9 protein-coding genes are annotated in these 14,585 nt (G+C 48.0%); 4 read left to right on the forward strand and 5 right to left on the reverse strand.

What is annotated here, in order from left to right; genetic code table 11:
• Window positions 1-2: 2 nt before the first annotated feature.
• The 3 genes from ebgA to mrdA form a co-directional block, all read right to left on the reverse strand.
• Window positions 3-3,101, reverse strand: coding sequence for a beta-galactosidase subunit alpha (ebgA, locus tag ACLIIY_RS02145; RefSeq protein ID WP_434528055.1), 3,099 nt, complete (start codon window positions 3,099-3,101; stop codon window positions 3-5).
• 341 nt (window positions 3,102-3,442) lie between these two features.
• Window positions 3,443-4,429 carry a transcriptional regulator EbgR gene (gene ebgR, locus ACLIIY_RS02150; RefSeq protein WP_005427451.1) on the reverse strand — a complete coding sequence of 329 codons (987 nt, stop codon included), beginning with the start codon at window positions 4,427-4,429 and terminating at the stop codon, window positions 3,443-3,445.
• 241 nt (window positions 4,430-4,670) lie between these two features.
• On the reverse strand, window positions 4,671-6,569 hold the full coding sequence (gene mrdA / locus ACLIIY_RS02155; protein WP_020193936.1) for a penicillin-binding protein 2: 1,899 nt from the start codon (window positions 6,567-6,569) through the stop codon (window positions 4,671-4,673).
• Between the two features lie 454 nt (window positions 6,570-7,023).
• Between mrdA and galE the strand changes: the two genes are divergently transcribed.
• From galE to galM, 4 genes are all read left to right on the forward strand, one after another.
• The gene (gene galE, locus ACLIIY_RS02160; protein WP_020193937.1) at window positions 7,024-8,043 is read left to right on the forward strand and encodes a UDP-glucose 4-epimerase GalE; all 1,020 of its coding nucleotides are present in this window, start codon (window positions 7,024-7,026) and stop codon (window positions 8,041-8,043) included.
• A 95-nt stretch (window positions 8,044-8,138) separates the two neighbouring features.
• A complete protein-coding gene (locus ACLIIY_RS02165; RefSeq protein ID WP_009707482.1) occupies window positions 8,139-9,191 on the forward strand; it encodes a UDP-glucose--hexose-1-phosphate uridylyltransferase in 1,053 nt (350 codons plus the stop codon).
• A gap of 110 nt (window positions 9,192-9,301) precedes the next feature.
• Window positions 9,302-10,462: a galactokinase gene (galK, locus tag ACLIIY_RS02170; protein ID WP_434528056.1), complete on the forward strand. Its 1,161-nt coding sequence runs from the start codon at window positions 9,302-9,304 to the stop codon at window positions 10,460-10,462.
• Between the two features lie 52 nt (window positions 10,463-10,514).
• On the forward strand, window positions 10,515-11,573 hold the full coding sequence (gene galM / locus ACLIIY_RS02175) for a galactose-1-epimerase (RefSeq protein WP_434528057.1): 1,059 nt from the start codon (window positions 10,515-10,517) through the stop codon (window positions 11,571-11,573).
• Window positions 11,574-11,755: 182 nt separating this feature from the next.
• Here the strand turns inward: galM and ACLIIY_RS02180 are convergent, their stop codons facing one another.
• Both ACLIIY_RS02180 and ptsG read right to left on the reverse strand, forming a co-directional pair.
• Window positions 11,756-12,754 (reverse strand): substrate-binding domain-containing protein, encoded by a 999-nt coding sequence (locus ACLIIY_RS02180; protein ID WP_042603189.1) that lies wholly within the window; start codon window positions 12,752-12,754, stop codon window positions 11,756-11,758.
• A gap of 259 nt (window positions 12,755-13,013) precedes the next feature.
• On the reverse strand, window positions 13,014-14,423 hold the full coding sequence (gene ptsG, locus ACLIIY_RS02185) for a PTS glucose transporter subunit IIBC (RefSeq protein WP_038879045.1): 1,410 nt from the start codon (window positions 14,421-14,423) through the stop codon (window positions 13,014-13,016).
• Window positions 14,424-14,585 lie beyond the last annotated feature (162 nt).

Consider the following 14,585-nt stretch of genomic DNA (forward strand, 5'->3'; position numbering starts at 1 on the left):
GATTACGCCTCGTTTGCTGTTTGAGTATTAGGTTGAGTAAAGAACGCATTGTCGAAATCATGGTTTGCCATGGCCTGTGCACTGCAATCGCCCGCTTGAAGTGGCATCAGTGTTAGCCCATAGCGGAACTCGTCCATGTACACGCGGTATGAATCAAGCACTTCGCTGCCCCATGAGTTTGAGCCCAGTCCCATCACTTGATGGTCAAGGTTGAGCGTGATGTAGCCGCTCTTTTCTAGCTCAATGGTGTGTTGTGCTTCGTGCAGGTTTTGGTTGGTGTAGAACCAAGCACTGAAGTTGATTTCTTGCTGTGGTTTCACCAACAACCCCGTGCCGTGGCGATTCGTCAGTGATGCCCAACGAACGTGTTGGCGGTTGCCGTTGTTTTGTGGGAACGGGTAGTTCTCAAACATGTCGGCTACCGTGCTGTGGTAAACATCAATCAAGTTCGCTTGGCGGCTGTCTTGGTAGTTTTCTTCAGGGCCACGACCGTAGTAACTCACTTGGTCAAAGCTGCCGTTAATGCCCAAATCCAAGCCAATTACAGGGATAACGTGCGGGTAATCGCCATAGCGTTCACCGCTCAGTTCCACATTCAAGTGACCTTGTGCGTTGATTTGGTAGCGGTAGGTACTGCGCATGCCAAAATCGAACACAGGAGGCGCAATGATGCTGGTGGTCGTAATCGAAACCGATTCATCCGTAGCTTCGACTTGTAGCGTGCGGAAGTGCTCTTGCATGATTTGCAAGTGTGCTGGGTGCCACAAACCTTCGTATTCTTGTTTGTGGTTATCAATCATTGGCTTGAAGAAGTTCAGTCTAGGTTCTGACTGAATCAGCTCTTCACCATTGACGCGCCAAGAGGTCAGCTTGCCGTTGACTTTAGAGAAGGTCAGAGTGAAGTTGTGACCTTCAATCACATGTTCCAAGCGGCTTTCTGAGGTGACTAACGCTTGTGCATTGTGGCTAACAAATTCGGCTTCGCTTGCTGTGTTCTCTTTCAGTTGGAATTGGTACACCGCGATGTCGTGGTTCGCTTCGCTGTACAAAGTGCGGCTGTCTTTACGCACGGTGAAGTTGATAAAGGCTTCACGCTCGTCCAGTTCTGGCAGATTAATTGTGATTTCACGCGCGCTGTTTGCAGCAAGTTCTTCGACCTTAAACTGCACGCTGCGCAGCGTTTCACCTTCCGATCGGATATCCGCTGTGATGGTGTAATCATCAAGGTTGGTAAACCACAATTTGTTCTCTACGGTGAAGGTGTTTGTCGTACCTTCTACGGCTTGAATTTTCACTGGAGCGATGACTTGTTTGTACTCTTTCAAGCCCGGTCCTGGTGTTTGATCTGGGTAAATCAAACCATCCATACAGAAGTTGTAGTTATTCGGGTAATCGCCGTAATCACCGCCGTATTTGTAAAACTCTTGGCCGTTTTCATCACGTGCTAATACGCCGTGATCACACCATTCCCATACGTAGTGACCTTGAATGTGGTCGTGCGCATAGAACACGTTTTGGTATTCCGTTAGACCGCCAGGGCCATTACCCATTGCGTGTGCGTATTCACAAATGATGCGTGGTTTCTCGTGTGGGTGCTCCCCAAAGTGATTCATGAGCTGCGCACGTGAGTACATGGTAGAAATCACGTCGACAACTTCTGCATCACGGTCTTCTTCGTAATGCACCAAACGGGTGTCATCAATCGCTTTGGTTGCGTCGTACATTGCGCGGATATTGCAGCCGTAACCGGACTCATTACCCAGTGACCACATGATGATGGAAGGGTGGTTCTTTTGGGCATGAACGTGGCGTTCTGCGCGGTCTACAAACACACTTTCCCATGCAGCGTCGTTGGTGATGCGGCTGAGATCGCCAACGTTCGCGAAGCCGTGGGTTTCTACGTCGGTTTCTGCCATTACGAACAAGCCGTAAATGTCACACAGTTCGTAGAAGCGTGGGTCATTAGGGTAGTGCGCGGTGCGAACTGAGTTGATGTTGTGTTGCTTCATCAAAATCAGATCTTTCTCGATACGCTCCATGCCAACTGCACGACCTTTTAGGTGGTCGTTATCGTGGCGGTTCACACCGTGCAGCATCACGTATTGGTTGTTGATGTAGAACAGACCATCACGCACTTTGATGTCACGGAAGCCAACGCGCTGCGGGATCACCTCAATCACATTGCCTTGTGCATCTTTTAACGTGATGAACAGTTGGTACAGGTATGGGTTTTCCGCTGTCCAATGGGTTGGGTTCACTACATCAATGGCAAAGTTTGTTTGGCTGTTGTCTTGGATAGTCAGTGCATCACATTGGCCACTATCAATCACTTTACCTTTGTCTTGGAGCGAGTATTCCAGCATGTAACCAGAAGCAGCCGCAGTAGACAGGTTTTCTAGCTCAACTTGGCAGCTTAAAGTGGCACTTTGATAATCGTCGGCGAAATCAGTACGGACAGTCAGATCTTGGACGTGAACGTGCTCTTTTCCGACAAGGTAAACATCACGGAAGATACCCGCCGTCCACCACATATCTTGGTCTTCAATGTAAGTCGAATCTGCCCATTGCATGACGCGCACAGACAATAAGTTCTCACCTTGTTGAACGTAAGAAGAAATGTCGAACTCAGCAGTCAAGCGACTGCCTTTGCTAAAGCCAACGTAATGACCGTTTACGTAAACCTCGAAGTAAGTTTCAACGCCATCAAATTTGATGATGGTTTGTTTGTTGTCCCATTGCTGGCCAAGCGTGAAAGTGCGTTGGTATGCGCCAGTTGGGTTGTCGGTTGGGACAAACGGTACGTCGATAGGGAATGGGAAACCTTCGTCAGTGTATTGAAGGTCACCGTGGCCTTCCATTTGCCACATGTTCGGAACGGTAATGCGTCCCCAATCTTCCATTTTTTGAGAGTAAAACGCTTCAGGTACCAAAAGCGGGTTAGTGAAGTAGTTGAATGTCCATTGACCACTCAGCAGTTTAAAGCGGCTGCTCAGCTCGCGTTGGAACGTTTGTGCGTTTTTAACTGAATCGTATGAGAAGAAGTAAGCACGTGGTGCCATACGGTTCTCATGTAGGTGAAGGAAGTTTTCCCAGTTGTTCACGTTTGTTCTCCCCTCGGCTTAGCTTGGTCATTTCGACGCGGTATCGTCAGCGTCGAATCTGCCCAAAAGAAATGCAGCCGATGTATTGTGAAAAGGCTTATGAGTTATCTGGGAAAGATATTAGTAAAAATTTTACTAAAATAAATTAGTGAAAACGTTTAACTTTAACTTGATCACGTTTTAATACGTGATTGGTGAGCAAGATGTGATCAGCGTAAAGGAATAGCATCCCAAGCTTATTTGCTGGGTAAAACGAGTAAAAAATAACGGGGATTTAGAGAAAGGAAATAAAAAAGCACTGAGGATTCAGTGCTTTATAAAATAGGAGTTAAGAGGGAGAACTACTTAGTCGTGCCGCGCAGTTTGAGTTTGCTTGGTACGTGAACTTGCAATGGCAGCGCACGACCATCGCGGTATTTTTCTACCAATAAGTTTACCCCTTGTATGCCCATCATCTCTGAGTGAATTCGTACAGTAGAGAGCGGTGGGAAGGTAAAGCGCGCGGTTGGAATGTCATTCACACTAATAAGAGCAATGTCTTGTGGAATGTTCAAACCGAACTCATGGATGGCACGTAAAACCCCAATCGCAATCGAGTCTGATGCGATAAAGAGTGCTGTTGGAAAGTCGCCTTTTGCCAACATCGCTTTGGCTAAGTCGTAACCCGATAGGCTAGAAAAATCGCCGCGGTAAATGTCGTTCTCTGATACAACACCTTTTAGGCTACCGTATTCCACAAACGCGTTTTCACGAATGTCCGCCGTGTTGGGCTCGTCTTGTCCGCCAATGAAACCAATGCGCTGATAACCTTGTTCGACGAAGAAGTCGACAACCTGCTTACTGATGCGAGCAAGATCGATATCAACACTGTCGTACACGCTGTCGCTGTCTGAGAAGTCGATATAACAAATGCTGTCTGCGAGGCGCTTAGGTAGTTTATTGATGATCGCTTTGTCGGTTTTACCAACTAAAAGGATGCCGGTGATCTTTTGCGTTTCGACATCAATGACACTGTCGTAGCAGTTGGTTAATGTAATGCCCAATCTATCGCACTGGGTTTCAATCCCGTGACGAATCGACAAGTAGTAGGGGTCATTCACCTCTGCTTCTTGCTTGTAGTTGTACAAGGCTAAAAAGTGGTGTTTTTGTTTCGCCTCTTTGGTGGCTTTTTTCGAACTGCTGGTGCGGTATTCCAGCTTTTCAGCAATCTCTAAGATGCGGTGTTTGGTTTCTTCTTTTACGCTCAGAGTCGGATCGTCATTCAACACGCGTGAGACGGTTGCAAGTGAGACGCCTGCTTCTGTAGCGATATCTTTTAGTGTTGCCATGTTCACTTCCCGTTGGCAAAGCTCACTGTCCCAGTGAGATAAGCAATAATCCCACCATTGTAAACAGCTACTTATGGATGCACAAATTTTTAGTAAAACTGTGCGAGGAGTGAAATGAAGCGATCAACGTGAGAAGCAGAATTTTTAAGCAAACAAAAGCCCGAACGGCTAGGACAATCCGTTCGGGCTCTGTTATTTATCATTACCACTTAACACGAGTGGTAGGGTGGTAAGGTTAAACCTAAGACTTTTTACCTTTGGTTTTATCTGGGTCGACAAGCAAGTGGTCAAACACATGACGAATGAATGGTGCCCCGACTTTTGAACCACCGTTACCATGCTCAATCACAACGGTCGCTACGTATTTTGGATGGTCGTACGGTGCAAAGGCAGTGAACAACGCATGGTCAAGCAGGTGGTTAGCAAGCTTTTTCGAGTTGTAGACTTCGTCTTTACGCAAGCCAAATACCTGCGCCGTCCCCGATTTACCACCGCTGCTGTACTCTGCGCCCTTAAATGCACGGCGGCCAGAACCATGTGCGCCATTGTTTACCAAGCGCATCGCGTTGATTGGAATATCCCAGTATTTATCAGGCACACCTTCAATTGGCGGCAGATCTTTCGGTGCAACGTCGACTTGATTTTCAAACTCTTCACCATGCTCAATCACGGCTTTAAGTAGGTGAGGTGCTTTCATTTCACCATGGTTGATAAGGAACGAAGTCGCTTTGGCGATTTGCATTGGCGTGGCTGTCCAATAACCTTGACCAATACCGATTGGCACAGTATCACCCTGATACCAAGGCGTGCGGTGGCGTGCGACTTTCCATTCGCGAGTCGGCATGTTCGCACTGCTCTCTTCATAAATATCGATGCCGGTTGGCAAGCCAAAGCCGAACTTGTTCATCCATTTTGAGATGCGGTCGATGCCAAGGTCAAAGGCGGTTTGGTAGAAGAAAGAGTCCACGGATTCTTCAATTGCCTTAGTTACATCAACATTACCATGCCCCCAACGTTTCCAATCTCGCCATGCTTTTGAATTCGGTTTCGAGCCAGGAATACGCCAAGAACCGTGATCGTTACGCACCGTCGTTGGCGTAATCACATGTTCCTCAAGCCCCGCCACTGCCATAAATGGTTTTACGGTTGAAGCCGGAGGGTAAACACCAAGCGTCGTGCGGTTTACCAAGGGGTGAGCAGGATCGTTCAATAGTGATCGGTACGCTTTGCTGGAAATGCCGTTCACAAATGGGTTGGGGTCATAGCTTGGGCTAGATGCCATTGCGAGTACGCTGTTGTCTCGTGGGTCGAGCACCACTGCACTACCTTGGCGATGGTCGAGCTCTTTGTAGACGTATTCTTGTAACTCGATATCAAGGTTTAGCACGATGTCTTTACCCGGAATCGGTGGAACGTATTTGATGGTGCGAATGACACGGCCGCGGCTGTTTACTTCGACTTCTTCATAGCCCTTGGTGCCATGGAGAAGGTCTTCGTAGTAGCGCTCAACGCCCAACTTGCCGATGTTTTGTGTTGCTTGATAGTTCTGCGCTTTGCCTTCTTCATCAAGGCGACGTAAATCTCGGTCGTTGATGTGCGAAACGTAACCTAGGACGTGCGTCAGCTTTTCACCGTAAGGATAAAAACGCTTGAGGTCGGCAGTCACAAACACGCCATTAAACTCATGCTGATGAACAGAAAAGCGCGCGACTTGTTCGTCATTCAGCTCATTCATGATGGTGACAGAACGAAAGCGGCGAGTGTGCTTGTAGCGTTTTTTAAAAGCGTCGACTTGTTCTGGGGTGATGTCGACGTAATGACGCAACTTTTCAATCAGAGCATCCGGATCGCCTGCTTGCTCTGGGATCATGTCAAGGTTGTAAACCGGGCGGTTCTCCGCCAGCAATACGCCATTTCGGTCGTAGATCAAGCCGCGTGTTGGCGCGATAGGCAGAATTTTGATTCGGTTGTCGTTAGAACGAGTTTGATAATCTTTAAAGTGGTTAACCTGCAAGTTGTACAGGTTCGCGACCAATCCACCCAGCAAAATAACCATGCCGAGGAAGGCAACGATGGCACGGTTCTTAAACAACCGCACTTCTTGGTTGTGGTCTCGAAATTCATTTCGCTTGCGTAGCATGAGGGCCCTTCAGATTTGTTTTTATTCTTTGCATGCCCCGATAAAAGGAAAAGACGCGATTCGAGTCTTGTTACAAAAGGTTACATTTGGGGCGGGGCTACTGTAGCGGGCTTTATCTCTCCTTTTGTAAGAGCAATGTCAGGTATCGATTGCGGAAAATCATCTTTCTGGTTTGCGTGAATCACCATGTTTTTCTTACATTGTGTAAACGTTTATACATGTAAGTGTCATAAATCTTTCCCATTTTTCTGCTCTAACCCAACTTTCTTTATTTTTATTGATTTTGAATCGTGATGTAATTTTGTGGAAACGTTTACACTATTTTGAGTTTGATCACGGATCTGGATCGGTTTTGATTGGTAGACTTTTAGCCAGTTAAGAGATGAGCGAATTTGCTTGGTGATCAGGCTCAACCCATTTCCAAGCATCGAGCAGCAAAAGTGGAGAAGCAAAAGTGAAAGTTCTTGTCACAGGCGGTATGGGGTACATCGGCAGTCACACATGTGTCCAGATGATTGAAGCAGGTATGGAGCCAATCATTGTCGACAATTTGTGTAATGCCAAAGTGGAAGTGTTAAGCCGCATTGAAGCGCTAACCGGTAAGCAACCGGCTTTCTACCAAGGCGACATTCGCGATGAAGCCTTTTTGGACTCAGTATTTGCCAAGCATGACATTCAAGCTGTGATTCACTTTGCTGGCCTGAAAGCGGTGGGCGAATCTGTCGCGAAACCACTGGAATACTACGACAACAATGTGAATGGCTCATTGGTGTTGGCGCGCAGTATGCGTAAGGCGGGCGTGAAAAGCATTGTATTTAGCTCATCGGCAACGGTTTACGGCGATCCTGACATTGTGCCGATTACGGAAGACTCTCCAACGGGGGCGACCACTAACCCATACGGTCGCAGCAAGTACATGGTGGAAGAGTGCTTGAGCGATTTGTTCAACGCAGAAAACGACTGGAGCGTGACTTTGCTGCGCTACTTCAACCCAGTTGGTGCGCATCCATCGGGCACTATGGGTGAAGACCCTCAGGGCATCCCAAACAACTTGATGCCGTTTATCGCGCAAGTGGCAGTAGGCCGCCGCGAAAAACTGTCGGTATTTGGCAATGACTACCCGACACCGGATGGCACAGGCGTGCGTGATTACATCCACGTGATGGATTTGGCTGATGGCCATATTGCAGCGCTGAAATCGGTCGGTGAAAAAGCAGGTTTGCACATTTACAACCTAGGCACGGGCAAAGGCTCTAGTGTGCTTGAGATGGTAGAAGCGTTCGCAACGGCTTGCGGTAATCCAGTGCCTTACGAGCTTTGTCCTCGTCGCCCGGGTGACATTGCAGAATGCTGGGCAAGTACAGATAAAGCGGAGCGAGACCTTGGCTGGAAAGCGACGCGCAGTGTTGCGGAAATGACGGCAGATACGTGGAAGTGGCAGTCAAACAACCCGCAAGGCTATTCCCCTGCGTAATTGAAGCTGCAGCGTTGTTGATTGACCGCCTAGCTGCAACTCCAATTTCATTGGGGAATGCAGATGAAAGAAATTTTAAAAGTTGAGTAAGTAAGATGTCGAATGTTGAATTTAACCCAGTGGATCACCCACACCGTCGTTACAACCCACTAACGGGTCAGTGGATTTTGGTGTCACCGCATCGTGCAAAACGCCCTTGGAGTGGTGCTGACGAGAAACCTGCGATTGATGAGCTACCAAGCTACGACGAGAAGTGTTTCCTTTGCCCAACCAACGAGCGTATTTCTGGTGATGTAAACCCAGATTACCAAGGCACGTACGTGTTCCAAAATGACTTCGCCGCACTGATGGTGGACTCTCCAGATGCACCTGAGTCAGACAACCCTCTGTTCAAAACTCAAGGTGTGCGCGGTTTGAGCCGAGTGATTTGTTTCTCGCCTGATCACAGCAAAACCTTGCCTGAACTACCGGTCGACAAAATCCGTGGCGTGATTGACACGTGGAATGATCAAATCGAAGAGTTGGGTAAAGACTACGTTTGGGTTCAAGCATTCGAGAACAAGGGTGAGACCATGGGTTGTTCTCAGCCTCACCCGCACGGTCAAATCTGGGCAAACAGCTTCTTGCCAAACGAAATCGAGCGCAAAGAACACAACTTAAAAGCGTACTACCAAGAGCATGGCAGCAACTTGCTGGTGGATTACGTGCAAGCTGAACTTAAAGATGGTTCACGCACCGTGGTTGAGACTGAACATTGGGTTGCTGTTGTGCCTTACTGGGCGGCGTGGCCATTCGAAACCATGCTACTGCCTAAAACGCACATTCGTCGAATGAGTGAGCTAACCGATGAGCAACGCGATGACCTTGCGGTTGCAATCAAAAAGCTAACTAGCCGTTACGACAACCTATTTCAATGCTCTTTCCCTTACTCAATGGGCTGGCATTACGCGCCGTTCTTTGAAGAAGGTACCGATATCGACCATTGGCAACTGCATGCATTGTTCTACCCGCCACTGCTACGTAGTGCAACGGTTCGTAAGTTCATGGTTGGTTATGAAATGCTGGCTGAAAGCCAACGCGACCTAACCGCAGAACAAGCGGCGCAGCGTCTGCGTGACCTAAGCGATGTGCACTACAAAGAGCAATAACGCCTCAAAGTAGACTGATAACGAATAACGGGATAGCGCGACTTTACAGATAGAAAGTTAGGCTCACGCGCTATCCCAATACCAAATTTATAATTTAAGAGAACGTCCCTATGTCTGATCTAATCCAAAATGTGAAAACCTCTTTTGAACAAGTGCTGGGTTACGCACCAAGCCACATTATTCAAGCGCCTGGTCGTGTAAACCTGATTGGTGAGCACACTGACTACAACGATGGTTTTGTACTGCCATGTGCGATCAACTACCAAACCGTTGTGGCAGCAGCGAAGCGTGAAGACAACCTAGTGCGCGTAGTTTCTGTGGATTACGGTAACGCCGTTGATGAGTTCGACATCACGCAAGAAATCACATTCCAACAAGACAAAATGTGGGCGAACTACATTCGCGGTGTGGTGAAGTGTCTTCTTGCTCGTGGCTACCAATTCTCTGGTGCGGATATTTCTGTTAGCGGTAACGTGCCTCAAGGTGCGGGTTTAAGCTCGTCGGCAGCGTTGGAAGTCGTGATTGGTCAAACATTCAAAGTGCTATTCAATCTTGAAATCAGCCAAGCGGAAATTGCGCTAAACGGCCAGCAAGCAGAGAACGAATTCGTTGGTTGTAACTGCGGCATTATGGACCAAATGATTTCGGCAGAAGGTCGTGAAAACCACGCTATGCTGTTGGACTGCCGCAGCCTAGAAACTGAAGCGGTATCAATGTCGGAAGACATGGCCGTTGTGATCATCAACTCAAACAAAAAACGTGGTTTGGTAGACAGCGAATACAACACGCGCCGTGAGCAGTGTGAAGAAGCGGCGCGCATTTTCGGTGTGAAAGCACTGCGTGATGTGACCATTGAACAGTTCAACGAGAAAGTATCTGAACTTGATGAGCTAGTAGCAAAACGTGCTCGTCACGTCATCACAGAAAACGACCGCACGGTAGAAGCGGCGCAAGCACTTCGCGCACACGACATGAAGCGTATGGGTGAACTGATGGCCGAGTCTCATGCGTCCATGCGTGATGATTTCGAAATCACAGTCAAAGAAATCGATACGTTAGTTGAGATGGTGAAAGAAGTGATTGGTGAGCAAGGTGGCGTGCGCATGACGGGCGGTGGTTTTGGTGGTTGTATCGTTGCAATTGTACCGCCAGCATTGGTTGACGAAGTGAAAGCAACGGTAGAAGCGAAGTACCAAGCAGCAACGGGTCTAAAAGAATCCATCTACGTGTGCCAAGCGAAAAACGGCGCTGGTTTAGTCGAAGTACTTTAAGTGCAAAATTGCTTTAAGTTCAAAGTGCTTTAAGACGCAGTAGGAGCGAGAGATGACTGAGCCATTAACTATCACGATGACACAGCAGGCCGCCTTTGATGGCGCGCCTGCCAACGTGGTCGAACTGAAAAATAACACAGGCATGAGCGTTACCTTTATGGATATTGGCGCGACATGGCTGAGTTGTCGTTTACCTTTGGCGAATGGGGAGTTGCGTGAAGTGCTTCTCGGAGTGGGGACGATGGGGAGTTTCATGCAGCAACAGTGTTACATGGGTGTCACTGTTGGTCGCTACGCAAACCGCATCGCCAATGGTCTTTTTGAAGTGAATGGCGAAGTATTTCAAGTGTCTACTAACCAAGCGGGCAACTCTCTGCATGGTGGTGAAGAAGGTTTTGATAAACGTCGTTGGAAGATTGAGTCTCACTCGAATCAGCAAGTGACGTTCTCTTTATTGTCTGAAGATGGTGACCAAGGTTTTCCGGGCAATCTAGAAGTGCAAGTGACGTATACGCTGACTGATGATAACCAAGTGAGCATTGCGTACTTCGCTAAGACAGACAAAGCGACACCGATCAACTTGACCAACCATGCTTACTTCAATTTGTTGGGGGCTGAAGCGGACTTAGATTGTCGTTCGCATCGCTTAACCATCGTTGCAAGCCAATACTTACCAACCTCTGAGGTCGGTATTCCGCTGGGTGAACTGCAAGATGTGAAAGGCACTGGATTTGACTTTAGAAGTGAAAAACCAGTTTCAGAACACTTCTTACAAGATGAACAACAAGTTGCCGCCAAAGGGTATGACCATAGCTACCTATTTGATGCTCATCGCGATGTCTCAAAACCAGTTGCGCTGGTGGTTTCTCCAGATGAAAAAGTGCACCTGTCAGTGGTAACAAACAAGCCTGCGATGCAATTGTACACGGGCAACTGGTTAGCTGGCGCACCAAATCGCCGTGGCGGCGAATATAACGATTACGCGGGTCTGGCGTTAGAAACGCAGTTTTTACCAGATTCGCCAAACCATGCTGAGTGGGCGCAGCCAAGCTGTATTCTTGAGCCTGAACAAGAGTACCGCTTCTGCACCACTTATCAGTTTGCTTTCTAGGTAAACTGAGCATTTTCGAGCTTTTGGGTTGCTGTAGGCTTTTTGCTCACAGTAGGTCAAAAGCTCATCGAAAGTTGGCAAAATAACGCTCTCTACAAACACCCCAAAAAGAAAAAGCTCTGTCACTTCGGTGGCAGAGCTTTTACTTTGTAACCTTTCTTGGCACTGACTAGCGCGATATCTTAAAGACGATCCACCGAGTTACGGCGCACTAAAGTTGGGCTAAAGATGATGGTGTCATCTTCCACTTGTTCATCACGCGATAACGCTAATGCCAAACGCGCAGCACGCTCTGCCATCATTTCGATTGGGTAACGAATCGTGGTCAAACTTGGATTGACGAAGCGAGCAATTAAGCCATCGTCGAAGCCAACCATGGACACTTTTTCTGGTACGTCGATACCATTTTGGTCTAACGCCGCCAGCGCACCTGCTGCCATGTAGTCGTTGTACGCCACCACGCCAGTGATTGCGAGTGACTTGGTCAGCAGATTGGTCATGGCTGTTTCGCCACCGTCACTGTTTGGCTCGCCATATTCGACATAGCTTTTTGATAGCTCGATATCGTGATCTTTCAGTGCTGCTTGGTAACCTTGTAAGCGTTCGTCGGTATCTTCGATGTCGTGGGATGAGGCGATACAAGCGATCTTGCTGTGACCATGACGAATCAAATATTCCGTCGCTAAGTACGCGCCCTTGCGGTTATCAAGAGAGATACAACGCTCTGCCAACTCTGGGATATGGCGGTTGATCAACACCATGCCTTTGACTTCTTTGGCGTAGCCGATCAGTTCTTCATCTGATAGACCTTTAGAGTGAATCACAATGGCTTCACAACGGCTGTTGATCAGAAGTTCTAGCGCTTGGCGTTCGTCTTCTGGGTTGTGGTAGCCATTACCAATCAGTATATGTTTGCCGTTTTCACGCGCCACGTTATCTACCGATTTCACCAGTGTGCCGAAGAACGGGTCTGAGACATCACCCACAAGCACGCCCATGGTGTTGGTACTTTGGCTGACGAGTGCTCGCGCTGCTGCGTTTGGACGGTAGCCCAGTTTGCTCATTGCTTGCGTCACTGCGTCGATAGAAGATTGGCTTGCTTTCGGTGATTTATTGATCACGCGAGAGACGGTCGCGACCGATACGCCGGCTTCTTTCGCGACATCCTTGATTGTTGCCATGAGGGACCTTTCGTGGGCTAAAAACGTTAATTGGAGTATTAAACACCCATTGTGTAATAAGTGCAATCAACACCATTTTTATATTGCGATGAATTTGGCCTTACTCTATGAATTTATTGAATATATGTGATGTGTAAACGTTATCTTAGATGAGGTATTGGTTAGGCGCATAAAAGCAAAAAATCGCGGTCATTGATGTGACCGCGATTTGTCGTTTCTATTTTCTCTTTACAGGCCTTAGAAGATGGCGCTCAGAATGCTAGTTGTTGTTCATCCAATCAACCATTTGAGTTTTGTACACATCGCTGTTGCCGCCAAAGATAGCTTGTACGCCTGTACCGACTCGCACCACACCCGCTGCACCAAGTGCTTTCAATTTTGCTTCGTCGACTTTGTCTTGCTCTGCGACTTGGATTCGCAAACGAGTGATACAAGCATCGGTGCTTAAGATATTTTGTTTGCCGCCAAACGCGCTAACCAACTCACTGGCAAACTCTGAACTGGTGTCATTGACGGCTTTGCTGCTGTCTTGATCTTCACGCCCTGGTGTTTTCAGATCGAACGTTTTAATGAACCAAGTGAACACAACGTAGTACAGCGCAGCGTATGCCAAACCTAGTGGGATGATCATCCAACCTTTGGTCGAAATACCAAAGAAGGTCACGTAGTCGATAAGACCTGCACTAAAACTGTAGCCATGTTTTACGCCCAGCATGATACACAGTGGGTAAGCCAGACCCGCAATGATCGCGTGAATCACGTAAAGCACAGGCGAGATGAACAAGAACGCAAACTCGATAGGCTCAGTGATACCAGTTAGGAACGACGTTAGCGCTGCTGAGATCATGATGCCCATAACTTTGGTGCGGTTCTCTGGTTTTGCTGCACGGCCAATCGCAATTGCCGCCGCAGGAAGACCAAACATCTTGAATAGGTAACCACCCGCTAGGTTGCCCGCATTTGGGTCACCAGCGAAGAAGCGAGGGATCTCTCCATGGAATACTTGACCAGCAGCGTTCACAAACTCACCGGCTTGAAGCTGAATAATCACGTTAATCACATGGTGCAGACCAAATGGGATCAGAGCACGTTCCGCGGTGCCGTAAGCCCAGAATGCGACCAGTGGGTTTTGCTCGGTTGCCCATGTGCCAAACCAATCAATGCCCGAGCCAATTGGCTGCCAAATAAAGGCAATCGCAATGCCCAAAAACAGCATAGAAAATGACGTCACGATCGGGACAAATCGTTTACCCGCAAAGAAGGCTAAATAAGCTGGCATCTTAATGGTATAGAAACGGTTAAACATATACGCACCAACTGCACCGGAGATGATGCCGCCGAGCACACCTGTGTCGATATGGTCCACACCCAGCACGCCAGCCATGACTTTTAGCGTCGCGACTAATACGTAATAACCAATACCTGCCGCAACCGCACCAACACCATCATTGTTGGTAAATGAGATAGCAACGCCAAGCGCAAAGATAAGCGGCAGGTTACCAAATACCGCGCCACCTGCTTCTGCCATCAATTCAGAAACTACGGGTGGAATGAACCCAAATTGCGCCGAGCCAATACCCAAAAGGATACCCGCCGCGGGCATTGAGGCTATAGGCAACATGAGCGCCTTACCGACCTTAGAAAGGTTGGCAAAAAAGTTAGCAAACATAAAAATACTCCAACTTGTTAGATAAAAATCTTGAGTGGCGCAGTCATGAATAAACTGTGGGAAGCGGGGAGATTAGCGATAGCATCGTGATTATGGTTTGCGGGGGTTGGAGCATAAACATAAAAACTGGTTGCTATCGCTAAAGCTTTATAAGTGGTGTGC

The sequence above is a fragment of the Vibrio sp. K4 genome (assembly GCF_051122595.1).
Classification (GTDB): domain Bacteria; phylum Pseudomonadota; class Gammaproteobacteria; order Enterobacterales; family Vibrionaceae; genus Vibrio; species Vibrio owensii.